The following is a 25,296-nucleotide window of genomic DNA, read 5'->3' as shown; positions in this document are numbered from 1 at the left end:
ATATCGCAGGGGAGCGGATCAACGAGAGTAATCCCGCTGGCTGCCTTGTATTCGAAGATGTGAAGAACAGAGAGAACAGAGAACTGCTGAAACGGTATATGAAATATCTGATCGCAGTATCCGATTTGTCAATCAGTAACATCCGGGGCAAAAGCATGTACCTACGGAACTATCTGAAATTTTTAGATAGGGAGAAACTGACTGTGGGAGAACTGACCAGAGAGATCTTTGAGATTTATATCAATCAGATGCTGGACAAAGACCTGGAACCTAAAAGCTTTAATACAGAACTTCTGGCAGTCACACAGTTCTATAATTTCCTGTTGGTTCGGGGTGAAGTCAGTCACATGCCATATCGGCCTAATGACTACATACAGAAGAATTTTGATATCCATCATGACCGAAGTGTGGAGGCAGGCGTTAGCGAAGAAATCATCTTAAAACTTCGGTATTTCCCGGAACATCTCAGACTGATGTACCTGCACTTGTGGGGAATCGGCCTGAGAGCCAGCGAAGTTTGTACGCTAAAAGGAGATGCCTATGAATGGGATGGCAGGGATGCATGGATCAAGGTCTGGCAGACAAAGATGCGGAAATACAAGAGAGTTCCCATTCCGGAGATGCTGTACCGGCTGATGAAGGTGTACATCAAAAAATATGATATTGGTGCAGACGACTATCTGTTCCCGAACAGCAAAGGCGGAGCATTCCGCTACGGAACCCTTCGATCCCAGATGCTGCGGTACTGTGAAGAAAATCAGATCCACGGTGGGGAATATATTTTTCGCTCCCATGACTACCGGCATAATGTGGCCACAGAATTTTATGATAATGGCGTGCCCTTATCCAGTGTCAGAGACTACCATGGACATACCTATGATGAGATGACGCTGATGACCGGGCTTATCGCCAATGTGGAGGGACTGGACTTTGACTCCCTGAAGAAAGAGGGCGGGATCATGGGCATTTTTAAGAAGGCGGAGTCCAAAGTGAAGAAATTCCTCATGCAGTACGAGAAGCTGGAAGTCCAGGTGGACAGGATCGAGGGCAAACTGGAGGAGGCCCGGATGGAGATGCTCAAAGACATCGGCATGCTGGATGCTATGTATGAGAAAAACCTGTCCTACTTCCGGCAGCTTCAGCTCTACATTGTGGCCGGAGAGGAGAAGCTGCAGGAGTTGCGGGAACAGACGCTTCCCTCCCTGCGGGCCGAGGCCGAGAGGAGCGGTGATCCCATGAACGCCCAGATCGTTCGGGACTTTGAGGACACGGTGAACCAGTTTGAGAAGAAGATCCATGATCTGAAGACAAGCCGGACCATCGCCATCCAGACGGCCCCGCAGCTCCGGCTTGTACAGAACAATGACAAGCTTCTGGCTGACAAGATCCAGACGGCGATCCAGGAGACTATCCCCCTGTGGAAGAGCCAGATGGTCATGGCGCTGGGACTGTACCGGCAGCAGGAGGCTCTGAAGCTGCAGCGAAATATTACCGATACGACGAACCAGCTCCTTTTGCAGAACTCGGAGAAGCTCAGGCAGAACACCCTGGACGTGGCGAGGGAGTCAGAGCGGAGCATCGTGGATATCGCGACGCTGAGGAAGGCAAACGAGAACCTGATCAGCACCATGAGCGAGGCGGATCCTATACAGCAGGATCCGTCTTTTTTTTGGCTGTGTCTGTTGAGCTCCTCACCACCAGGCTGGCGTGGAGCAGCAGAGTGCCGATGGCCACATGGTTCATCAGGCTCTCCAGGGCATAATACCCGCTTTTCCCAAGCTGTACCCGCTCCTGGCGCACGGTGGTGAGGGGCGGGGAGGTGTAGGCACAGATGGGAAGGTCGTCAAAGCCGATGATGCTTACATCGGCTGGGACACGAAGGCCCATCTGCTGGCACTGTACAAGAGCTGCGTTGGCGATCTGATCGTGGCTGCAGATGACGGCTGTAACACCCAGCTTTAAAAGACGGGGCAGGTGTTTCTCCATGCACTGGGAGATGTAGTAGGAAGCCCCGGCATAGGTGGGATCCGTCTTCAGACCATTCTGGCGGAGGGCTGCAAAGAAGGCTTTGTGCCGCACCTGCATGATGTGGGAACCAAGAGCGTGGCTTAAGTACCCGATCTTCTTGTGTCCCAGCTTCTTCAGGTGGGCCACAGCCAGCTCCATGCCCTCGTTGTTGTCAACTCCCACGTAGGCGATGTGGGGATTGGCCATGACGTAGTTGTCGTAGAGGACAGTGGGGGTGTGGCTTGTGTGGAAATCTTTCATCCAGGGATCGCTTAAGGAAAATCCCAGAACAAAAGAGCCCAGGTAATCGTTCTTCAGCATGAAGGCGTCGTAGGAGGAGCTTTTCTGCAGCTTTTCTGTCACCGGGACGATATCTACGGTATAGCCGGCCGGCTCGGCCATCTGCCGGAAGCCCAGGATGATTTCGTAGCCGAACTGGTGGGGTTCCTGGTATTCCATATTCTCTATAAGGATGCAGAGCTTCCGGATGCCGCCGGGGCGGCGCAGTTTGGAGTATCCCATCTCCACCGCTGTCTCCAGTACACTTTTTTGTAAAGTTTCGCTGATGTCGGATGCACCGTTGAGAGCTTTGGACACTGTTCCCTTGGAAATGCCCAGCCTGTCGGCAATATCCTGTATTGTAGCCATTTTTCCGGCCCCCCTTTTATGTGGAAATAGATGTATTTATTATAGAGGAAAGTTTCGTGGAAATCAATGTGATATTGCGTAAAAACACAATAAGTTTCGGCGAGTTTAGAAAAGAGAGGATAAGGCATATTGTGAAAATGCATAAAAATCTGGAACACAATCTATGAAAAACATACAATTCAAAGAAAACGCACAATATTTTTGTTGACGAGGTGAGACAAATAGAGTATGCTGTTAAAAGAACGAAACAATACGAAACTTTTAAAGAAATGGAGATGAAGTGATGATGAAAAGAGGGTTGGCTCTGCTGCTCACAGCAGGGCTGCTGGCAGGACTGACCGGATGTGCCGCCTCGGGAGATGATGCTTCCGATGGCGCGGAAAAGGTCCGGCTTATGGTATGGTCTCCGTCCAATGACCAGTCAAAGGACAGCGGAGAATGGCTTCAGACAATGTGCGAGAGGTTTGCGGATGAGCATCCTGAGTGGGACATTACATTTGTCTACGGTGTGGCCGACGAGGCCAGCGCTGCCGGGCAGGTGTCCCAGGACCCGGAGGCCAGCGCGGATGTGTTCATGTTTGCCAACGACACGTTAACCACCATGACGGACGCCAATGCACTGGCGAAATTCGGCGGAAAGTACAGAGATGAGATCGAGTCAAACAACTCGGAGGAGGTTATCGCGTCCCTGACCATGGACGACAACCTCTACGGCGTGCCTTTCACCACCAACACATGGTTCATGTACTACGACAAATCGGTATTTTCCGAGGAGGATATCAAGAACCTTGACACCATGCTGGAGAAGGGAGTGGTATCCTTCCCCTTCACAAACTCCTGGTATCTGCCGGCCTTCTATATCGGCAACGGCTGCACCCTGTTCGGAGACGGTACTGATGAGGACGCAGGCGTGGATTTTGGCGGTGAGAAAGCACAGGAAGTGACGGATTATCTGATCGATCTGGAGAGCCATCCGAATTTCCGCATCGACGCCGACGGTTCCGGTATCGCGGGACTCCGCGACGGCAGCATCAACGCCATGTTCTCCGGATCATGGGACGCCAACGCGGTGAAGGAAGCGCTGGGCGACAATATGGGGGTTGCCTCTCTGCCTTCCTACACGCTGAACGGGAAAGAAGTGCAGATGATGGCTTACGCCGGATCCAAGGCCATTGGTGTCAATCCAAACTGTGACAACATGGTGGCGGCCATCGAGCTGGCTGTGTTCCTTGGATCTGAGGAGGCGCAGCAGGCACACTACGAGATGTGCAGCGTCATCCCCTGCCACACGGAACTGCTGGAGCAGCCGGATTTTGCCGGGGACGAGCTTGTGGCTGCCCAGAACAATACATTTGAAAACACGTCCATCCTTCAGCCTTTTGTGTCTAAGATGAACAACTGCTGGACGCCTGTGGAGAACATGGGCAAGGGTATCCGAAACGGAAACATTACCCACGACAACGCGGCGGAGCAGACCGAAGAGATGAACGATGCAATGAACAGTGATGGAATTTCATAACAGAAGGCAATGAGGTGACGAGGATGGGAATTATAAAAAAGAAAGTAAATGATTTTCCGACTCCCTATACATGTACGAGAGCCATCAGAGAGGGCGGTATGGAGACAAAGCTCTCCATGGTCCTCATGGGATTTGGAAATATTATGCACGGACAGATCATAAAAGGATTGATCTATCTGGCCGTGGAAGTGGCATACATTGTGTTTATGGTGGTAAACGGGGCCGGCTTTCTGGCCATGCTCCCCTCCCTGGGTTCCGTACCCCAGAAGGAAGTGTGGGATGAGGCAAACCAGATCTACACATACACAGAGGGCGATCAGTCGGTGCTGATCCTTCTGTACGGCGTGGCTACCGTGCTTCTGACGCTGCTTATGGTCTGCGCATGGCGGGGAGCTTTAAGAAGCGCCTACAAGGCGGAGTGCCTGGCAAAAGAGGGACGCCACGTCAACAATTTCAGAGAGGATCTGAAATCCCTGCTTCACGAGAACCTGCACAGGCTTCTCATGACGCCGCCGGTGGTATTTATCTTTGCCTTTACCGTGCTGCCGCTGATCTTTATGATCTGCATGGCGTTCACGAACTACAGCAAGATCGACAACCATCTGATGCTGTTTGACTGGGTGGGGCTTGAAAACTTCGCGGCCCTCTTTGACTCCGGCAGTATCATCGGAAGCACATTCTGGCCTGTGCTGGTATGGACTCTTGTGTGGGCATTCTTTGCCACATTCAGCAACTATATCTTCGGTATGATCGTGTCTCTTCTGATCAACCGGAAGGGGACAAGGGCCAAAGGCTTCTGGAGGTTCTGCTTTGTGCTCTCCTGTGCGGTGCCTATGTTCGTATCCCTTCTGATCATGCGGACTATGCTGCAGCCCGAGGGAGCCATCAACGTGCTGCTGAGAAATCTGGGCCTCATTGCCCAGGATGCCAGCCTTCCGTTCTTCACGGATCCAACATGGGCTCGTGTGACGGTCATCGTGGTCAATATCTGGGTAGGTGTTCCCTACACCCTGCTGCAGCTTACCGGCGTGCTTCAGAATATTCCGGCGGAGCTCTACGAGGCGGCCAAGGTGGACGGAGCCAACGCATTCCAGACTTTTACAAAGATCACGCTGCCCTACATGCTGTACGTGACGACACCGTACCTTATCGTTACATTTACAGGAAACGTCAACAACTTTAACGTCATCTACCTGCTGTCGGGAGGAGACCCGGTGACGGATCTGTCGTCCACGGCAGGAAGCACGGACCTGCTTGTAACCTGGCTGTACAAGCTGACCATTGACAAGCAGTACTACAATATCGGTGCGGTCATCGGTATCCTGACGTTCATCATTCTGGCTGTGGGAGCTCTGTTCACATACCGGAACAGCAAATCATACAAAGAAGAAGGAGGGTTCTAGAAAATGGCAGGACAGAAAATGCATTCTGCAAAGAGAAGACGTTTTATCAACAACTCCATCGTCCATGTGGTGCTGGGTGTGCTGGCTGTCATCTGGGTGTTCCCCATTATCTGGGTCATCCTCACCAGCTTCCGGGCAGAGAAAGGGTCCTACGTTTCCACCTTCTTCCCCCAGTCCTTTACGCTGGATAACTATGTGAAACTATTTACGGATACATCCATTCTGAACTTCCCGCAGATGTTCATGAATACGCTGATCATCGCCATCTTTTCCTGTATCCTTTCGACTTTCTATGTGCTGGCGGTTTCCTACTGCCTGTCCAGGCTGAAATTTAAGCTGAGAAAGCCCTACATGAATATGGCCATGATTCTGGGACTGTTCCCCGGCTTCATGTCCATGATCGCCGTGTACTTTATACTGAAGGCAATGGGAATGACGGAGGGCAATCTGATCCGGGTTGCGCTGATCCTTGTGTACTCCGGAGGAGCCGGCCTTTCCTTCCAGATCGCCAAGGGATTTTTCGACACCATCCCCATCGCGGTGGATGAGGCGGCGCTTCTGGACGGATGTACGAGATGGCAGATCTTCACAAAGATCACGCTGCCCTTAAGCAAGCCTATCATTATCTACACAGTACTGACGTCCTTCATGTCACCCTGGCTGGACTTCATTTTTGCCAAAGTTATCTGCCGGGCCAACTCGGACCAGTACACCATCGCCATCGGACTGTGGCAGATGCTGCAGAAGGAGTACATCGACAGCTGGTACACAAGCTTTGCCGCAGGCGCGGTGCTGATCTCCATACCGATCGCCGCTCTCTTCCTGTTCATGCAGAGATACTACGTGGACGGACTTTCCGGAGCAGTGAAAGGCTAAGAGATCTTAGGACCATGGAAGGATAAATACAAACAACAGTGTGAGGTGTGGCAGGATGAGAAAGACAGCAAAACAGTGGAAAGACATTTATTCAACACAGGAATTTAAAGAAAAATATGTGTGTGAGGGCGCGCCTTTGGGCGCCCTTGTCACACAGAAAGGAACCTCTTTCCGGTTGTGGAGCCCTTTTGCAGACGCCGTTACGCTGAACCTGTACAGGCAGGGGAGCGGGGCGGAGGCTTTTGAAAAGCACTGCATGATAAAGGGGGAAAAGGGGATATGGGAATACCGTACGCAGCGAAATCTACACGAAATCTATTATGATTTTACTCTGCAGATGGAGGGCCGTACGGTTTTTTCTGCTGATCCCTACGCCCGTGCCTGTGGGATCAACGGCCAGCGCAGCATGGCGGTGGATCTTGGGAAGACGGACCCGGAGGGGTGGCAGGAAGACCGGCCGCCCGCCCTGGAGCAGGAGACGGTGATCTATGAGCTTCATGTGAAGGAATTTTCCTGGGACAGATCCGGCGGGTTTCCGGAAGAGACCAGGGGGAAATACACGGCGTTTCTCCACACAGACACAACCCTGGACGGGGACGGCGTGCATCCCACCGGCATTTCCTATCTGAAGGAGCTGGGAGTGAATTACATCCAGCTTATGCCGGTCTACGATTACGGCTCTGTGGATGAGACCGGCAAGGGGGCGGATTTCAACTGGGGCTATGACCCGGTGAACTACAATGTGCCGGAGGGATCCTACTCCACAGACCCCTCCCGGGGAGAGGTGCGCATCCGGGAGCTGAAGGAGATGATCCAGTCCCTCCACGCCCAGGGCTTCCGGATCATCATGGATGTGGTGTACAACCACACCTACTCCCTGGACTCCTGGTTCCAGCGGACCGTGCCCTGGTATTTCTACCGGGTAAACGAGGACGGCACCGCCTCCAACGGCTCCGCCTGCGGCAACGATGTGGCCAGCGAGCGGGAGATGTGCGCAAAATATATTCTGGAGTCCGTCCTCTACTGGGCGCAGGAGTACCATATGGACGGGTTCCGGTTTGATCTGATGGGGCTTCTGGATGTGGATCTTATGAACCGGATCCGCGCCGCCCTGGACGAGCGGTATGGCAAGGGAGAGAAGATCCTTTTCGGGGAGCCCTGGGCGGCGGACCGCACGGCCATGGAGCAGGAAAAGGAGCAGGCATTAAAGCAGAACATTCACAATCTGGACAAAAACACAGGGATGTTCTGCGACAATACAAGGGACGCCATCAAGGGATCAGCCCTGGAGCTGAAAGAACCCGGGTTTGTAAACGGAGCTCCGGGCATGGAGACGGAGATCTTAAACAGTGTCCGGGCCTGGTGCGGCGGGGACGGACCCTCCGGCGCCAAGGCGCCCTCCCAGATCATCACCTATGTGTCCTCCCACGACAACCAGACACTCTGGGACAAACTTTCCGAGACTACCACGGACGAGGAGCTGAGGAAGCGGGAGTACCGGCTGGCTGCAGGGATCTACATGACCTGCCAGGGAAGGCTTTTCCTTCTGTCCGGCGAGGAGTTTGCCCGGTCCAAGGACGGTATGGAGGACAGCTACAACGCCCCCATAGAGATCAACCGTCTGGATTGGAGAAAGGCCTGGCGGGAGCGGGAGCTTGTGGACTACTACAGGGGACTGATCGCCCTTAGGAAACGGCTGCCCGGACTGTGCGACAAGAGCCGGGAGGCCTGGAGACGCATATACGGCCAGTGGACCAGGGACGGCGTGGTAGGCTTTTTCGTGGACAACCAGCCCGGGGCAGGACGCCAGAGGGCTGCCTGGGACACCGTCCAGGTGATCTACAACAGCCGGAAGGAGCGGGAGGACTGCCAGCTGCCCGCGGGAGACTGGGAAGTGCTGGCTGACGGACAGGACAGCTTCCGATGGGAGAAGCCGGAGCCGGCCCGGGGAGAGATCGCTGTGGAGCCGGTGAGCATGGTCATACTTGGAAGAAGGGAACAGGAGAAGTAAGAGATGAAGTGGATATACGGCAGACAGGATTTTAAGACAGTAGAAAGAAGCGAGGAGACCTGCTATCTGATGACAAACGGCCTGGGAGGTTTCTCATCTCTTACGGCAGCCGGGGCGGCGGCCAGAAACGATCACGCGTTTTTCATGGCCTGTGTGAGATCCCCCAACAGCAGGTACAACATCATTCACCGCCTCCGGGAGCAGGTGGGGGACACGGTCCTCTCCACCCAGGAGATGGCGGACGGCTCGGGGGAGGCGGGATACCGGTATCTTTCCTCCTTTACATGGGAGGACACGCCCGTCTGGCATTTCCAGGCAGATGGTGTGGAGATCCGCAAGGAGGCGGCCATGGAGCAGGGGGAGAACACCATTGCCCTGCGCTATGAGATTGCCAACAGGAGCCGGGAGGCCAGAACCTTTCTGGTTACGCCCTTCTACCAGTTCAGCCCCAAGGGGGAGGATCTGGATCCGGGCAGGGAGCCTGCCTTTGCGGATGGGAAAATTACCGGGGAGGCCGGGACGCTGGTTTTCCGGACGAACGGCCATGACAGAAAGATCAGTCCGGAAAAAGAGACATACTATTACCGTTATGACGCCTGCGACGGCAGAAGAGAGAGCGGGTCCGCCGTGGCCCTCCATCAGATGGGAATGACGGTTCCCACGGGGGAGGAGAGAGTCCTGGAGGTGGTCTGGCACCTGGAGACGCCGGGGGAGACATTTGTCTTTCCCGGGGCCCGGGAGGTCGTAGAGCGGGCGAAGCAGTTCCGGCAGGAACTGTCCCGGAAGGCTGGTTTCCAAGACGAAATGGCGGATGTGCTTGTAAAGAGCGCGGCTCAGTTTGTGTCAGAGAGAGCCTCCACAGAGGGAAAGACCATCCTGGCCGGCTTCCCCTTCTTTGAGGACTGGGGGCGGGACACCATGATCGCGCTGCCCGGCGTCTGCCTGTCCACAGGACAGTACGACACGGCAAAGGACATTCTCCGTACATTTGCGGCCTATGAGAAGGACGGTCTTATGCCCAACCTGTTTCCCGAGGGGGAAAATGAGCCCCTGTACAACACGGTGGACGCGGCGCTTCTCTTTATCAACTGCGTCTGGCTTTATTATGAAAAGACGGAGGATGGTGACTTTGTCCGGGAAATGTACCCGGTGATGGAGCGGATCATCGAGGCCTACAGAACAGGTACGGAGTACGGCATCCATATGGACGGGGACGGCCTTATCATGGCAGGACAGGGGCTGGACCAGGTGACATGGATGGACGTGCGCATCGGGGATATCCTTCCCACACCCCGCCACGGGAAACCGGTGGAGATCAACGCGTACTGGTACAATGCCCTGCGGATCATGGAGCATCTGGCCCCCCTGCCGGGAAAAGAGCCGGGGGAATACGACGGGCTGGCAGAGCAGGTGAAGCGTTCCTTCACAGAAAAGTTCTGGATGGAGGAAAAGGGGTGCCTTAAGGATTTGGTGTCCGGAACCGGCGCGGACGGTCAGATCCGGTGCAACCAGATCTGGGCTGTATCCTTCCCCTTTACCATGCTGGATGAGGAGAAGGAGAGAAAGGTGGTGGAGACCGTCTTTGAGAAGCTGTGGACCCCCTGCGGACTGAGAACCCTGGAGAAGGACGATCCCCAGTTCCACCCCTCCTACGGCGGAGAGATGAGGGAGCGGGACATGGCCTACCACCAGGGGACGGTCTGGCCCTTCCCCCTGGGAGCTTACTACCTGGCTTATCTGAAAGTCCACGGTTATTCCCGGGCTGCGAAAGAAAAGGTGAAAGAGCAGATGGAAGGACTGGAGAGCGCCCTGAGAGAGGGATGCGCAGGACAGCTTCCTGAGATCTATGACGGGGCGTTCCCCACGGTTTCCAGAGGGTGTTTCGCCCAGGCCTGGAGTGTGGGAGAACTGATTCGGGTCTATGAAAAACTGGAAAAATAGGGTATGATAATACCGTAGTGTTTATGAAATATCAGATGTGAAAAGGAGAGTATTCATTATGGAACAGGCATTACAGCGTGTATTGCAGGAAAAATTTCAGAAAGATATCAAAGACGCCACAAAGGAGGAGATCTACACAGCCCTTCTCTTTGTGACAAAGGAAAAAATGCAGGGCATGAAGGCCAACACAGGAGACAGGAAATTATATTACATTTCCGCGGAATTTCTGATTGGAAAGCTTCTGTCCAACAATCTGATCAACCTGGGAGTTTTTGAGGAGACAAGGGAAGTGCTGAAAAAATACGGCCACGATCTGACACAGATCGAGGAAGTGGAGCTGGAGCCCTCCCTTGGAAACGGAGGCCTTGGACGTCTGGCGGCCTGCTTCCTTGACTCCATCGCCACACTGGGACTTGCCGGGGACGGCGTGGGCCTTAACTACCATGACGGACTGTTCCTCCAGAAGTTTGCGGACAACAAGCAGTGGGAGGACAAAAACCCCTGGATCACAGACAATTCATGGCTTACAAAGACAGACTGCCATTTTGAAGTGCCATTTAAGGACTTTACACTTACTTCCACCATGTACGATATCGACGTGCCGGGATACAAGAGCGGCTGCAACAAGCTCCATCTCTTTGACATCGATACCGTGGACGAGAGCATGATCCACGACGGCATTCAGTTTGACAAGAGTGATGTCCGCAGGAACCTGACCCTCTTCCTCTACCCGGATGACAGCGACGAGGCGGGACAGCTTCTGCGTATCTATCAGCAGTACTTCATGGTCAGCAACGCGGCCCAGCTCATTCTGAAAGAGGCGCAGGAGAGAGGCGTGAACCTGTATCACCTCCACGAGCATGTGTGCATCCAGATCAACGACACCCATCCTACCATGGTGATCCCGGAGCTGATCCGTATTCTGACAACCCAGAAGGGCTTCAATATGGACACAGCCGTTGATGTGGTGAGAAAGACATGCGCCTACACAAACCACACCATCCTGGCAGAGGCTCTGGAGAAGTGGCCCATCGCTTACCTGGAGAAGGTGGTTCCCCAGCTTATGCCCATCATCCGTGAGCTGGACGCAAGGGTGAGAAGAGACTTCCATGACGAGAGAGTGTACATCATCGACAAGATGGACCGGGTACACATGGCCCATATCGACATCCACTACGGCTACGCGGTGAATGGTGTGGCTGCCCTCCACACAGAGATACTGAAAGAGTCCGAGCTGAAGCCTTTCTATGATATTTACCCGGAGAAGTTCAACAACAAGACAAACGGAATCACTTTCCGCCGCTGGCTTCTCCACTGCAACCATGAGCTTGCGGATTATCTGAAGGAGCTTATCGGAGAAGAGTATGTGGAGGACGCTTCCCAGCTTGAGAAACTGCTGGCATACAAGGATGACGAGAAAGTGCTTCAGCGCCTCAGGGAGATCAAGAAAGACGCCAAGGTGGAGCTGAAGAACTATCTGAAGATGACCCAGGATGTGGACGTGGACGAGAATTCCGTATTTGACATCCAGATCAAGCGTCTCCACGAGTACAAGAGACAGCAGATGAACGCCCTCTACGCCATCTACAAATACAAGGAGATCAAGAAGGGCAACCTGCCGGCAAGACCCATCACCATGATCTTCGGCGCCAAGGCTGCTCCGGCCTACACCATTGCAAAGGACATCATCCATCTGATCCTCTGCCTGCAGCAGCTTGTGAACAACGATCCGGATGTCAACAAGTACATGCGCATCGTCATGGTGGAAAACTACAATGTGACGAAGGCTGAGAAGCTGATCCCGGCCTGCGACATCTCCGAGCAGATCTCCCTGGCGTCCAAGGAGGCCTCCGGAACCGGAAACATGAAGTTCATGCTGAACGGAGCCGTGACACTGGGAACCGAGGACGGTGCAAATGTGGAGATCCACCAGCTTGTGGGGGATGACAACATCTATATCTTCGGCGAGAAGTCCGAGAAGGTCATCCAGCTCTACGCTGACAGCGCCTACAATTCCAGAGCCATCTACGAGAGCGATCCGCAGATCGAGGAGCTGGTGGACTTTATCATCAGCAAGGAGATGATCATGATCGGCGATCCGGTGAACCTGGGAAGACTCTACAAGGAGATCGTGGGCAAAGACTGGTTCATGACCCTTCTGGATGTGAAGGATTACATCCGCACAAAAGAGCAGATGCTCGCAGACTACGAGGATGAGACAGCGTGGGCGAAGAAGATGCTGGTGAACATTGCAAAGGCAGGCTTCTTCTCCTCAGACCGCACCATCGCGGAGTACAACAGAGACATCTGGCATCTGTAAAATAGATAAGAGAGGTATTATCATGAGACAGACAGGCATACTGATGCCCGTGTCCTCCCTCCCCTCCCGGACAGGGATCGGGGAGCTGGGCCCGGCGGCATACAGATGGATTGAGATGATGAAGGAAAGCGGGGCAGGGATCTGGCAGATCCTTCCCCTGAACCCTGTGGGCTACGGCAATTCGCCTTATCAGCCCTACTCATCCTACGCAGGAGATGAGCTGTATATCAGTCTGGATGTGCTTTTCCAGGAGGGACTTCTGAAAGAGCAGCCGGAGGTGTTCCGGGAAAAGGCAGTCCGGGTGGATTACGATGCGGTGCGCGCTTTCAAGCTTCCCTATCTTAAGGAGGCCTGGCAGGCATTCCGGGAGCAGGGGCTGGACCAGAAGGAAGAGTTCCGGACCTTTGCCCGGCAGGAGTGGGCCTGGGAGTACGGCGTGTTCCGCGCCCTTAAGATAAGCAACGGCGGCACATGCTGGAACGAGTGGAAAGAGGAGGATAAAAACTGGACCAAGACCCGGCGGGAGCTGACTGCCCCGGAAAAGGAAGAGGCGGATTTCCAGGTGTTCCTCCAGTATATGTTCTTCTGCCAGTGGATGAAGGTGAAAAAAGCGGCCAACGAAAACGGTATCCGCATCATGGGGGACGTGCCCTTCTACGTGGGCGTGGACTCTGTGGACGTGTGGGGAGGAAAGGACAATTTCCTTCTGGACACGGACGGACGTCCCATCTTCATAGCAGGCGTTCCGCCGGACTATTTCAGTGAGACAGGGCAGAGATGGGGCAATCCTATCTACGACTGGGACTACATGAAGGAGCAGAACTATCAGTTCTGGCTGGACCGGATCGGCTACAGCGGAAAGCTCTTTGACATTGTGCGCATCGATCATTTCCGCGCTTTTGATACCTACTGGAAGATCCCGGCCTCCTGCCCTACAGCCGTGGAGGGAGACTGGATCGAGGCGCCCGGGTACGAGGTGCTGGATCTGCTGACAGAGAAGCTGCCCGACGTGGAGCTGGTGGCGGAAGATCTGGGAGATCTGCGTCCGGAGGTTCTGACGCTGAAAGAGCACTACCATTTAAAGGGCATGAAGATCCTTGTCTTTTCCATTGAGACAGGCGGAAAGTACGCCCGTGATATCTCGGAAGACACAGAAAATATGATCATATACACCGGCACCCATGACAATGACACACTTATGGAATGGTACGGGAATTTAAGTCCCGCCGCCAGGCGGAAGGTGCGCCGCTTCCTTAAAAAGGAAGGGTGCAGGGCAGGGTCCGTGAAGGACAGGCTGATTACCTACCTGCTGCACAGCCCGGCCCAGTACGCCATCATCCCCATGCAGGACATTCTGGGACTTGGCCGGGAGGGCCATATGAACACACCGGGAACAGTGGGCTCCCCCAACTGGGAGTGGCATATGCCGGACTTTGACAGAGCCGGACGGGAACTTGCAGGATACAGAAAACAGATCCAGGCCCGGAAAGAGGTATAAAAGATGGAATTTACAGGCGTTTACCACAAAACTTCAGAGCAGATGAGCTATCCTTTAAATGAAGACGAGCTGGTGGTCAACTTAAAGACCGGCTACGACGTGAAGCGGGTGTTCATCCATCACGGCGACCCCTTCGAGGCGGGCATCCTTGGCGGGAAAGAGAAGTGGACCGGGAAGAGGGAGGAGATTGTCTACAAAAAGAGGCTCCGCCATCAGATCTGGTGGACCACCACCCTGGTTCCGCCTTACAAGAGATGCAAATATTACTTTGAACTGCACACGGACAGAGAAGTCTGGTACTACTGCGAGGACGGTTTCCTGACCCAGGAGCAGATGGATATGGAGGGAAGGATGATCCAGTGCTTTACTGTGCCCTGGATGAACCCGGCGGATGTAAACCGGACCCCCGACTGGGTCAACGACACGGTCTGGTACCAGATCTTCCCGGACCGCTTCTGCCGGGGAGTTTCCGGCGCGGAAGGAGCTGCCCGGGACAGCGCTGCCCCGGAGGGAGATATCGTTCCCTGGCGGAAGGGGCCTGTCACCAACGAGGAGCGCTTCGGGGGAAACCTGGAGGGGATCCGACAGAAACTTCCTTACCTGGCAGACCTGGGGATCACCGGGATCTACCTCAACCCTATCATGGAGGCGGAGTCCAACCACAAGTATGACACCACAGATTACACGAGGATCGATCCTCATTTCGGGGACGGGGAGACCTTTGCCAGACTGGTGAAGGAGGCCCACGCCCTGGGGATCCGGGTCATGGTGGACGCGGTGTTCAACCACTGCGGGCGCCACTTCGGCCCCTGGCAGGACGTGCTGAAAAACGGGAAGGACTCCCCGTATGCGGACTGGTTTATGATCCACCAGTGGCCCCTGCCGGACAAGCAGGAGGACACAAGGGACGGAAGGTTCTATTCCTTTGCCTTTGCGGACTGGATGCCAAAGCTCAACACGAACAATGACCAGGTCATCGACTATTTCTGCCAGGTGTGCCAGGGATGGATCCGGGACTTTGACATAGACGGCATCCGCTTCGATGTGGGAAATGAAGTATCCCACCGTTTCCTCAAAAAGATGCGGGAGCATCTGAAGGGGTGCAGGGAGGATATCTACCTCCTGGGAGAAATCTGGCATGACGCCAGCCAGTGGCTCATGGGGGATGAGTACGACTCAGTCATGAACTACCCCCTTATGAGCGGCATCCATGATTTTTTCCTGGACAAGAGCATGAAGAAAGAGGAGTTCGAGTACATGATCAACCGCTGCTACACCATGTACATGCAGCAGAACAACAACGTCATGTTCAACCTTCTGGACTCCCACGACACGGAGCGGCTTATGAACCGGTTCCATGACCTGGATATCTTTTACCAGCAGCTTGGGGTTCTCTTTACTATGCCGGGAAGCCCCTGCATCTATTACGGGACAGAGATCGCCATGGAGGGCGGCCACGACCCGGACTGCCGGCGGTGCATGCCCTGGGATGAGCTGGAGGAGAAGGACAACCAGGAGAAGATAGGCCTTGTCCGCTCCCTCATCCGGATGCGGAAGGACGAGGAGGCATGCAGGAGCCTCTACTTCCATTTCCCTTGTGAGTATGAAAACGACCGCTGCGTGGAGTACATCAAGCTGGACGGGCACCAGAATGAGATCGAGGTGCTTCTGAACTGCTCCAAGGAAGACATGAACGTGCGGGAAGAGGGGGAGATCCTCTTCTCCAGAAAATATGCGGACGGGGTCCTTGGGAAGAACGGCACCCTGATCCGCCGGAAGATCAGGCGGTAGATCTGTGTACAGAGTGGAAAGGAGATGAATATTCATGAGTGAAAAGACGACAGAAAGAAAATGGTGGCAGCAGGCAGTGGTTTATCAGATCTATCCCCGCAGCTTCCAGGACAGCAACGGCGACGGCATCGGGGACATCCCGGGTATCATCAGCCGCCTGGACTATCTGCGGGAGCTGGGGATCGACGCCATCTGGCTCTCACCTGTGTACAGGTCTCCCCAGGACGACAACGGCTACGACATATCCGATTACCAGGACATTGATCCCATGTTCGGAAGCCTTGCCGACATGGAGGAGCTTATAGCCGAGGCAAAGAAGAGAGGGATCCGCATCATCATGGATCTGGTGCTGAACCACACCTCCGACGAGCACCGCTGGTTCCAGGAGGCGAAGAAGAGCAAAGACAACCCGTACCACGACTACTATGTGTGGAGGGACGGCGTGGAAGGGGAGCTTCCCAACGATATGGAGGCAGCCTTCGGAGGCCCTGCCTGGGAGTGGGTTCCGGAACTTAAACAGTATTATTTCCACCAGTTTTCCGTGAAACAGCCGGATCTGAACTGGGAGAACGAGAAAGTCCGCCGGGAGATCTATGACATGATCCTGTGGTGGATGGACAAGGGCGTGGGCGGGTTCCGCCTGGATGTCATTGACCAGATCGCCAAGGAGCCGGACCTTAGGATCACGGCCAATGGTCCCCGGCTTCACGAGTTTATACAGGAGATGAGCCGGGAGACTTTCCAGAAAGGGGATCTCATCACCGTGGGAGAAGCCTGGGGAGCAGACCCGGAGCGGGCAAAGCTCTACAGCAACCCGGATGGCAGCGAATTTTCCATGGTCTTCCAGTTTGAGCACATCGGTCTGGACCAGCAGGAGGGAAAGAGCAAGTGGGATCTGGCGCCTCTTCGTCTGGTGGATCTGAAGAAGGCCCTGGCAAAATGGCAGGAGGAACTGCATGGCTGCGGCTGGAACAGCCTGTTCTGGAACAACCACGATCTTCCAAGGATCGTCTCCAGGTGGGGGAACGACAAGGAGTACCGGGTGCAGTCGGCAAAGATGCTGGCCATGATCCTTCACGGCATGCAGGGGACGCCCTACATCTACCAGGGAGAAGAGCTGGGCATGACCAATGTGCGCTTCCCGGACATCAGCCATTACAGGGACATTGAGACGCTGCACCTCTATGAGGAGAGGGTGGAAGCAGGCTACGACGAGGCGGATGTGATGACATCCATCTACGCCAAGAGCCGGGACAACGCCCGCACCCCCATGCAGTGGGACGGCAGCGCCAATGCGGGATTCACCGCAGGCGAGCCCTGGATCGAGGTGAACGAAAACTACAGGCAGATCAACGCAGAGACGGAGATGGCGGATCCGGATTCCGTGTTCCGTTTCTATCAGAAGCTGATCGCCCTGCGCAAGGAATATCCGGTGATCGTGGACGGGAAATTCACACTTCTCTTCCCGGAGGATGAGCAGATCTTCGCCTACACAAGAAGCAGCAAAGATTCCCAGCTCCTTGTCCTTGCCAATTTCTCGGGGAAAGAAGCCAGTTGCTCCTTACCGGAAATGTGGGCTGAAGGGCAGGTACTGGCCTGTAATTATGAGAAAGAGAACAGCGCCGGCGAAGGAGAATGGAAGAGAGGGCATCTTCGCCCATATGAGGCCGTGATGGTGCTCTGTCAAAAATAAGAAGCGACATAAAAAAGCTTGCGTTTCACATAAATCTGTTCTATAATATCTGTAATCGAGAGGGTGTATCTCAGCCCCAAGTGAGAAAGTTAGAGACATCCGCCTTTTCTGGCGGGCAGGACACAGAGGAGGCAGCCAGTCTGCCTCCGGTGTTATCTGATTATCCATGAAGATCTTCAAAATTTCCAAAGTGATGAGTTTTACAGTTTGAAAGAGCGCTCTGGTAAGGAGGCAGAATGAGCCATATCAAATTTTACCACATTACAGAAGCGTATGTGGAATATCTGCGTCCCTGCGCGCCCCATCTGTTTTACAACAGGCAGGAGGAGGGAAGGCGCAGGAGAAAGTATATAGGGATTGTGTTGCATATCCATCATATGGATTATTTTGCACCCCTCTCTTCCTTTAAGGAGAAACATGCCGCCATGAGAGAAAGCCTGGATTTTGTCAAGGTGAAGAACTATGCGGTCATCAATCTGAACAATATGTTTCCTGTACCGGAAGGACAGTACGAGTATGTGGACATTGCCCGGGAGGAGGATGACAAATACAGGGATCTGCTGCGGGCAGAATACAGATATATCAAGAAAATGGAGGATAAGATCCGCCGCAGCGCTTCCATCCTGTATAGAAAGAAAGTGGAGGGAAAGAAGTGCGCGGTGGCAGAAAGATGTATCGATTTCCGGAGAATGGAAGAGATGTGCAGACTGTATACGTCCGGTATCAGTCCGGAAGGGCAGCAGTCTTCCGGTACACAGCAAAAGAAACGACGGCTGTGATCAGTTCTGTTGCCCAGAAGGCGTGCCATACGCCGGAAGGTCCCATCAGCCGGCTCAGAATGAAAGCAGCCGGAAGGATGACCACAATGTAGCGGCACAGGGAGATGATGAGGGATGGGAACCCCTTGCCTATGCCTTCTAAAGCTCCCGAGGATGTAACAGATACAGATGAGACGATGAAGCCGGCGCTGATGATGCGCAGCGCCGCAGCTCCTGCCTGTACGGTGTTCGAATTATCCGTGAAAAGTCCGATCAGCAGGTGGGGGACTGTCAGGCAGATTAAAGTGCCTGCCACCATGATAACTGCGCACATGGTCAGGGTGACCCGGTAGATTTTCTGAACTCTTGTCCGCTCTCCGGCGCCGTAGTTGTAGCCGATGACGGGACGCATCCCCTGGACAATGCCGCTGGCCGGCAGATAGAGGAAGGTCTGCAGCTTGTAGTAGACTCCCAGGATGACGATGTAACTCTGGGACCAGGCTGCCAGGATGGTGTTGAGGGCGGAGATCATAACAGACGGGAGAGCCAGGTTCAGGGCGGCGGGGATGCCCACAGAGTAGAGCTTTGCATCCATCTGTCTGTCAGCGGCCAGATGGCGGCGGCTGATCCTTACCGGGATGGGGACTTTTCTGTAGACAGCCAGGTAGACAGCCAGTGTCAGTACCTGGCCTGCGCCGGTGGCGATGGCGGCACCTTCTATGCCCAGCTCCGGGAAGGGGCCAAGGCCAAAGATCAGCACAGGGTCCAGGAGGATGTTTGCGACACACCCGGAGAGCATGCTCAGCATGGTCAGTTTCATCCGTCCTACAGCCTGAAATATTTTCTCGAAGGCAAGCCCGACAGAGATGACCACGGAAAAGGAGAAGGCGATCACGCTGTAGCGTACACCCAGGTTGATGACTGTCTGGTCAGCTGTGAACATGCCAAGAAACCAGCGGATGGCTGCAATGCAGACCAGGGAAAGGATCAGGCCGTGGATGGCGGCAAGGAGGAGGCCGCGGGTGGCGGCAGCGCTGGCCCGGTCCTTATTATCAGCTCCCAACTGAAAGGCGATCTGCGCGTTGATGCCCACGCCAAAGCCGATGGCCACCGCGTTGATCAGGTTCTGCAGGGGATAGACCAGTGACAGGGCGGTCATAGCGTCCTCATTGATCTGTGCCACGAAAAAGCTGTCTACAATGTTGTAGAGAGAGTTGACCAGCATAGAGATGACCATAGGGAGCGCCATGGATGCAATGAGGGGGAGAACAGGTTTCTCTTTCATAAATGTATCATTCATATGTTTGTTTCCTTTCTGATCTGAAAAGTTAGTTTTTTGAAAAGGGCGGCAGCAAAAAAGCCACACATCTGCCGGGGGCAGGTGTGTGGCGAAAAGTGGCTGTGCCAGAAAAATCCACATCAAAATTTTAGGAATATGATTTTTAACTCTATAAATGTAGCACAGGAGAGAGACTGTGTCAATTCTTTAGAAAATCTTTCGTTTCTTAACACATGCTCCTTAAGAAATTGTGGGTATGCTAAGTACATACAAAGGAGGATGTGTTCCATGGATATCCAGACGCTTACAAACTATTTTCTTGAATATGGCGCATTTTTCATATTTGTGATCGTTCTTCTGGAGTACCTGAACCTGCCGGGATTTCCTGCTGGTGTGATCATGCCCCTGGCGGGGATCTGGGCTTCCCAGGGACAGATCAGCTTCCCCATGGTCATGGTCCTGTCAGTGGCGGCAGGACTGACCGGAAGCTGGGCTCTCTACCTTCTGGGCCGGACAGGCGGCAGCAGGCTTTTGGACTGGTATTTTAAGAAATTTCCCAAACATAAGCCTGTCATAGAGGAGAAGATCCGGTTCCTTCGGGAGAAGGGCTGCGTCGGTGTCTTTGTCAGCAAGCTGCTGCCGATGGTGAGGACGCTGATCTCCATCCCGGCAGGCATGGTGAAAATGAATTTTGTGAAATATACGGTGAGCTCGGCTCTTGGGATCTTTCTGTGGAACTTTCTCTTTGTGGGGGCAGGATACTTCTTTGGGGAGGCTGCCATCCGTATATTCAGCTAGAGGAGGCAATGAGACATGAAGATTGCGATGCTGACAAACAATTACAGGCCTTTTGTGGGAGGCGTTCCCGTCTCTGTGGAAAGACAGGCGAAGGCGCTGCGGGCCTTAGGCCATGAGGTGACGGTGTTTGCCCCGGACTATGGGGACGGGAAAAATGGGGGCCAGGATCCTGAGGAAGACCATGTGGTCCGGTGCAGCTGCTTTAAAAGAAAGATGTGCAACGGCATGGTCTACCCCAAAGTGGCGGACCGGCAGGTGCGTGAGGCCTTTGAGCGGGAGTTCTTTGACTGTGTTCACGTCCATCAGCCTGTCTTTGCGGGAAATACCGCCCTCTGGCTGAAAAAGAAGTACCATATACCGGTGGTCTATACCTGGCACACAAAGTACCAGGACTATCTGCACTATTTCCCGCTGTTCCGGGAGGAGGAAAAGGCGGGGCCTCTGAGGCGTCTGCTGATCCGGGCAGGGCGGGATCTCATCCTGCCGGCCTATATGCGCTGGTTCACAGGAAAATGTGACCTGGTGCTGGCGCCCTCCAAGGGGATGAAAAGGCAGATCCTGGAGATGGGCGTCAGGGCGCCTGTGGAAATGCTTCCCACCGGGCTTGAGGAAAGTTTTTTCGAGACAGATGCAAGAAGGGCAGAAGAGATCCGCAGAGAATATCTGCAAGACAGGAAATATCTGTTCTGCACCGTGTCCCGTTTGGAGATAGAAAAGAATATTCCGTTTCTTCTGGAGGGCGTGCGCAGACTGAAGGAGGAGGACATGGAGCCTTTCCGCTTTCTGGTGATCGGAGAGGGGACGCAGAGGGTTTATCTGGAAGAGCTTGCCCGGCAGATGGGGCTGGGGGATGTGGTCACATTTACCGGCAATATCCCCAACCGGGAGCTGAAAGATTATCTGGCTGCCAGCGATCTCTTTCTCTTTGCGTCCAGGTCAGAGACCCAGGGGATTGTGATCCAGGAAGCGCTGGCCAGCGGATGTCCGGTGGTGGCAGTGAAGGCTACCGGAGTGGAGGATGCTGTGGAAGATGGACAGAATGGCTACCTGACGCCGGAGGATGCGCAGGCCTGGTGTCTGAAGGTGTGGAAGGCCCTGGAAGGGCCGGCAGCAGGAGAAATGCGGTCCCGGGCAAAAGACAGCGTCAGGGGATACAGGAGCATCCTTCTGGCTATGCAGGAGGAGCGGATGTACAGGAACTGTGCAGAGCAGAGGTGGAAGGAGGTGTCTGGATGTGTGGACGGACATGGGGAAAAGCATGCTGCAGTCTCTCTTTCTCGCCTATTTAAGATTACTTAGAAGGACCGTGCAGGTGGAGTGGGCGGAGGATCAGGTGGATCCGGGGCGTCAGATCTTCGGCTTCTGGCACGAGGACAGCTTCTCCATGAACCTGGTACTGGGACAGATGGCTGAGCGGACCAGGCCGGTTCACGTCATTGTCACGGCAGACACGAGGGGAGATTATATTGAGAAAATGCTGGAAAGCTGCGGCGGCCATGCCCTGAGAGTGGCGGACGGGCGGGCCTCCTTCGGAAAACTCAGGGAGATACTGGAGGAGTACCGGCACAAAGACGCTTCTGTGGCTGTGGCCCTGGACGGCCCCCTTGGCCCCCGGCACCAGCCCAAGAAGCTGGCCTTCTACCTTGCGGAGACACTGGGACAGGGCTTTACAGGCTTTACGATCCGGTATTCTGCCTGCCTCCGTCTCCGGTGGAGGTGGGATCAGTACGCCATCCCTCTGCCCTTTTCAAAGGTAACAGTTTGGGCCCACGATTACGGCAGGGTCACCAAGAAGGAGATGCCTGTTCTTCCTGCGGCGCCGCCGAAGGAAAATCCGGGCTTTCTGTCCGGAAAGGGAAGTAGTATACTTGGAATGGAAAAGCAAAAGATACAGACAGCAGGAGGAAATTATGGAAATCAATCATATCTTGATCGTGGAAGATGACAAAGAGATCCGGGAGGGCGTGGAGATCTATCTGAAAAGCCAGGGGTATCAGGTTTTCCAGGCGGGGGACGGTGTGGAAGGGCTGGAGATTCTGGAGAGGGAGGAGATCCATCTGGCCATTGTGGATATTATGATGCCCCGGATGGACGGCATCCAGATGACGATGAAGCTGCGGGAAAAGTATGATTTTCCGGTTATCATGCTGTCAGCCAAATCCGAGGAGGTGGACAAGATCACCGGACTTAACCTGGGGGCAGACGACTATGTGACCAAGCCTTTCACTCCTATGGAACTGATGGCCAGGGTCAATTCCCAGCTCCGGCGGTACCGGAAGTTTCTGGAAAAGCTGGAGGTGAAGGGAAACGTCCATGTTATCGGCGGCCTGGAGATTAACGAAGACACGGTGGAAGTCACCGTGGACGGCAGCCCGGTGAAGCTGACTCCACTGGAGTTCCGGATCCTTCTCCTTCTGGCCCAAAATCCGGGCCGGGTCTTCTCGGCAGATGAGATCTATGAGCGGGTGTGGCAGGAGAGAGCCGTCAATACGGACACAGTCATGGTCCACGTGCGTAATATAAGAGAAAAAATTGAGCTGGATCCGAAAAATCCAAAATATCTGAAGGTGGTGTGGGGTGTTGGATACAAGATCGAAAAACAGTCTTAATGTGCGGCGTCTTCTGTCGGCGGCGGTCCTATGTGTGTGCGCGGCAGTTATGCTTGCGTTTTATCCCACGTTTGAAAAGGCGGGCCGGGAGGAGGCAGAAGAGGTATATGAAGGGGCAGAGTATCTGTCCGAAATGCTGTCCCCCGTGACGCGGGGAAATTATGTTCTCTACAACGAGATATCCAGGGATGAAGATGAGTCCCAGATCAGAGAAGAGCTGGAAACGTCTGATTTCAGGCGGCTGGAGAAATATATGGACTACAGTTTCTTCGACGATGAGGGAGAAGCTCTCCTTGAAAGCCGGTCCGGTGTGGCCGGGAAGCTGGATGGTCAGCCGGAGAACACGGCTTATGATATACAGATCAGCTTTTCTTTTGACGGCGTGGGAGTACTTGGGGACATCCAGGTGAGCAGCAGCTACCTGGATAAAGAGGTGCAGTACCAGATCGAGGAGGCGCTGCTGCACGACCAGCAGTCTCTGGAGAGGGAGTGGGAGGCTCAGGAAGCCTGGCCAATGTCCATGCCTGTGGATGTGACGGCTGTGTACGGCATGACCCGGGATAATGCAGAGTCCTATCTGTCCTCTTACGTGTCCGCGGAGGCTTACGGGGGAGCGTATGTGTATGCCTGGGGGATACTGGAAAGCTCTTCCTTTGCCTGGGTCATGATGTTCCTGACTGTACTGGCAGCAGCGGCGGGAGTTCTGTACAGGATCTTTTCCGGAGACAGGCAGGAGGCTGTCTTCAGGGCGCCTGCGGAGCTGGTGTGTGCCGCAGTCCTGGGGCTGGCCGCCGCCATGATCTGGCCCGCCATCATGATCTGGAAGACCTGTTCCGGGGAGCTGATCAGCTCATCAGGCTATGCGAATGTGGACCGGATCCTGGCATATGGACTCAACTTTCTTGTGTGGCTTGTGATCTTCGCCGTCATATTCTGGATCGGAGGATGCCTGCGGGAGTTTTTCAAGGCGCCGGTGGACTATCTGAAGGAGCGAAGTCTTCTTGTCAGGTGGGTACGCTGGCTTCTGACAGGGCAGAAGGACTTTGCAGGTACAGTAAAAGAGAAGGCGTCAGGCGTATTCCGGAAAACAAAGGGGGCGGTAAAAAAGCAGTATGAGGCGCTCCTCCATCTGGATTTCCGGGATCGTACAAACCGTCTGATACTGAAGATCGTTGGCATCAATTTTGTCGTTATATTGATCATCAGTCTGTTCTGGGGCTTTGGTGTGTGGGTGCTGACCATCTACTCCGTCCTTCTGTTTTTGTTCCTGCGAAGGTATCTGGACCAGGTGAAGCAGCAGTATGGCCAGATCCTTAAGACCACCAGCACCCTGGCAGAGGGACGGCTTGATATTCCGATCGAAGGAGATGCGGGGATCTTTGCCCCGGTGCAGGAGGAGCTGGTTAAGATACAGTCCGGCTTCCGAAAAGCCGTGGAGAGGGAAGTGAAGAGCGAGCGGATGAAGACCGATCTGGTCACCAATGTGTCCCACGACCTGAAGACGCCGCTGACAGCTATCATCACTTACGTGGATCTTCTGAAAAATGAGGAAGATGAGGAGAAACGGCGGGAGTACATCGGCATTCTGGAGAGGAAATCCCAGAGACTGAAGGTGCTTATCGAGGATCTTTTTGAGATCAGCAAGGCTACCAGCAAAAGTGTTACACTGCATTTTATGGATCTGGATATCATCGGTCTTCTGAAGCAGGTAGAGCTGGAGTACGACAGGGATATCAAGGCGGCAGACCTGCATATCCGCTGGAGTCTGCCGGGCGAGAAGGTGATCCTTAAGCTGGACAGCCAGAAAGCCTACCGGGTCTTTGAAAATCTTCTGGTGAACATCACGAAATACGCTCTTCCACACACGCGAGTCTACATCGATGTGGAGGAGACAGAGCAGGAGGCGGTGATCCGCATGAAAAATGTGTCGGCAGCGGAGCTGGATTTTGACACGGAAGAGATCACAGACCGCTTTGTGCGGGGAGATGCCTCCCGGAATACAGAGGGCTCCGGACTGGGCCTTGCCATAGCCAGGAGCTTTACGGAGCTGATGCACGGCACTTTGCAGATTTCCACAGAGGCAGATCTTTTCCGGGTGGAGATCCGCTTTCCCAAACCGTAGACTTTTTCCATAAATCATGCTAG

Annotated in this window: 17 protein-coding genes and 1 pseudogene; 16 read left to right on the top strand and 2 right to left on the bottom strand. The window is 54.2% G+C overall.

Annotation, left to right across the window (positions count from 1 at the left end; all coding sequences use genetic code 11):
- Nucleotides 1-98: 98 nt before the first annotated feature.
- A pseudogene (locus tag Q5911_RS01555) lies at nt 99-1,598 on the top strand (toxic anion resistance protein); the annotation flags it as partial.
- 46 nt (nt 1,599-1,644) lie between these two features.
- Here Q5911_RS01555 and Q5911_RS01550 read toward each other — a convergent pair.
- Entirely contained in the window at nt 1,645-2,655 is a 1,011-nt protein-coding gene (locus Q5911_RS01550) for a LacI family DNA-binding transcriptional regulator (protein WP_303180437.1), read from the bottom strand.
- A 283-nt stretch (nt 2,656-2,938) separates the two neighbouring features.
- Here Q5911_RS01550 and Q5911_RS01545 point away from each other — a divergent pair, with 283 nt between their 5' ends.
- The 10 genes from Q5911_RS01545 (at nt 2,939) to Q5911_RS01500 (ending at nt 18,486) form a co-directional block, all read left to right on the top strand.
- Nucleotides 2,939-4,174, top strand: a complete 1,236-nt coding sequence (locus tag Q5911_RS01545) for an extracellular solute-binding protein (protein WP_303180434.1) — start codon at nt 2,939-2,941, stop codon at nt 4,172-4,174.
- A 23-nt stretch (nt 4,175-4,197) separates the two neighbouring features.
- Nucleotides 4,198-5,577, top strand: coding sequence for a carbohydrate ABC transporter permease (locus Q5911_RS01540; RefSeq protein ID WP_076777982.1), 1,380 nt, complete (start codon nt 4,198-4,200; stop codon nt 5,575-5,577).
- A gap of 3 nt (nt 5,578-5,580) precedes the next feature.
- Nucleotides 5,581-6,453, top strand: coding sequence for a sugar ABC transporter permease (locus tag Q5911_RS01535; protein ID WP_076777981.1), 873 nt, complete (start codon nt 5,581-5,583; stop codon nt 6,451-6,453).
- A gap of 55 nt (nt 6,454-6,508) precedes the next feature.
- Complete coding sequence (pulA, locus tag Q5911_RS01530; protein WP_303180431.1) at nt 6,509-8,464, top strand: type I pullulanase; 1,956 nt, start codon at nt 6,509-6,511, stop codon at nt 8,462-8,464.
- Nucleotides 8,465-8,467: 3 nt separating this feature from the next.
- A complete protein-coding gene (locus Q5911_RS01525; RefSeq protein ID WP_303180429.1) occupies nt 8,468-10,405 on the top strand; it encodes an amylo-alpha-1,6-glucosidase in 1,938 nt (645 codons plus the stop codon).
- A 58-nt stretch (nt 10,406-10,463) separates the two neighbouring features.
- Nucleotides 10,464-12,725 carry a glycogen/starch/alpha-glucan phosphorylase gene (locus tag Q5911_RS01520; RefSeq protein ID WP_076777978.1) on the top strand — a complete coding sequence of 754 codons (2,262 nt, stop codon included), beginning with the start codon at nt 10,464-10,466 and terminating at the stop codon, nt 12,723-12,725.
- 22 nt (nt 12,726-12,747) lie between these two features.
- On the top strand, nt 12,748-14,223 hold the full coding sequence (gene malQ, locus Q5911_RS01515; protein ID WP_138303468.1) for a 4-alpha-glucanotransferase: 1,476 nt from the start codon (nt 12,748-12,750) through the stop codon (nt 14,221-14,223).
- Nucleotides 14,224-14,226: 3 nt separating this feature from the next.
- Entirely contained in the window at nt 14,227-16,014 is a 1,788-nt protein-coding gene (locus tag Q5911_RS01510; RefSeq protein ID WP_303180426.1) for a glycoside hydrolase family 13 protein, read from the top strand.
- 34 nt (nt 16,015-16,048) lie between these two features.
- Nucleotides 16,049-17,707 (top strand): glycoside hydrolase family 13 protein, encoded by a 1,659-nt coding sequence (locus tag Q5911_RS01505; protein WP_303180424.1) that lies wholly within the window; start codon nt 16,049-16,051, stop codon nt 17,705-17,707.
- Nucleotides 17,708-17,943: 236 nt separating this feature from the next.
- Nucleotides 17,944-18,486 (top strand): type III toxin-antitoxin system ToxN/AbiQ family toxin, encoded by a 543-nt coding sequence (locus Q5911_RS01500; protein WP_303180422.1) that lies wholly within the window; start codon nt 17,944-17,946, stop codon nt 18,484-18,486.
- On the opposite strand, the gene Q5911_RS01495 is transcribed toward Q5911_RS01500, so the two are convergent.
- Complete coding sequence (locus tag Q5911_RS01495) at nt 18,431-19,765, bottom strand: MATE family efflux transporter (protein WP_303180421.1); 1,335 nt, start codon at nt 19,763-19,765, stop codon at nt 18,431-18,433. The genes Q5911_RS01500 and Q5911_RS01495 overlap by 56 nt on opposite strands.
- 267 nt (nt 19,766-20,032) lie before the next feature.
- On the opposite strand from Q5911_RS01495, the gene Q5911_RS01490 reads away from it, so the two are divergent.
- Genes Q5911_RS01490 through Q5911_RS01470 form a run of 5 tightly spaced genes read left to right on the top strand, consistent with a single transcriptional unit; the run spans nt 20,033 to nt 25,273 of the window.
- Nucleotides 20,033-20,542 (top strand): DedA family protein, encoded by a 510-nt coding sequence (locus tag Q5911_RS01490; protein WP_076777972.1) that lies wholly within the window; start codon nt 20,033-20,035, stop codon nt 20,540-20,542.
- 15 nt (nt 20,543-20,557) lie between these two features.
- Nucleotides 20,558-21,841 (top strand): glycosyltransferase, encoded by a 1,284-nt coding sequence (locus Q5911_RS01485; RefSeq protein ID WP_303180420.1) that lies wholly within the window; start codon nt 20,558-20,560, stop codon nt 21,839-21,841.
- Nucleotides 21,777-22,487, top strand: a complete 711-nt coding sequence (locus Q5911_RS01480) for a DUF374 domain-containing protein (protein WP_242943657.1) — start codon at nt 21,777-21,779, stop codon at nt 22,485-22,487. The genes Q5911_RS01485 and Q5911_RS01480 overlap by 65 nt, the downstream gene beginning before the upstream one ends.
- Nucleotides 22,453-23,151, top strand: coding sequence for a response regulator transcription factor (locus Q5911_RS01475; protein WP_076777969.1), 699 nt, complete (start codon nt 22,453-22,455; stop codon nt 23,149-23,151). Before Q5911_RS01480 ends, Q5911_RS01475 begins: the two co-directional genes overlap by 35 nt.
- Entirely contained in the window at nt 23,123-25,273 is a 2,151-nt protein-coding gene (locus Q5911_RS01470) for a sensor histidine kinase (protein ID WP_303180418.1), read from the top strand. Before Q5911_RS01475 ends, Q5911_RS01470 begins: the two co-directional genes overlap by 29 nt.
- Nucleotides 25,274-25,296 lie beyond the last annotated feature (23 nt).

It is taken from the genome of Lachnoclostridium phocaeense (genome assembly GCF_959599685.1).
GTDB classification, from domain to species: Bacteria; Bacillota; Clostridia; order Lachnospirales; family Lachnospiraceae; genus Claveliimonas; species Claveliimonas monacensis.
The sequence above is the reverse complement of the archived record's forward strand: the minus strand, read 5'-3'. Positions and strand labels throughout refer to the sequence as shown.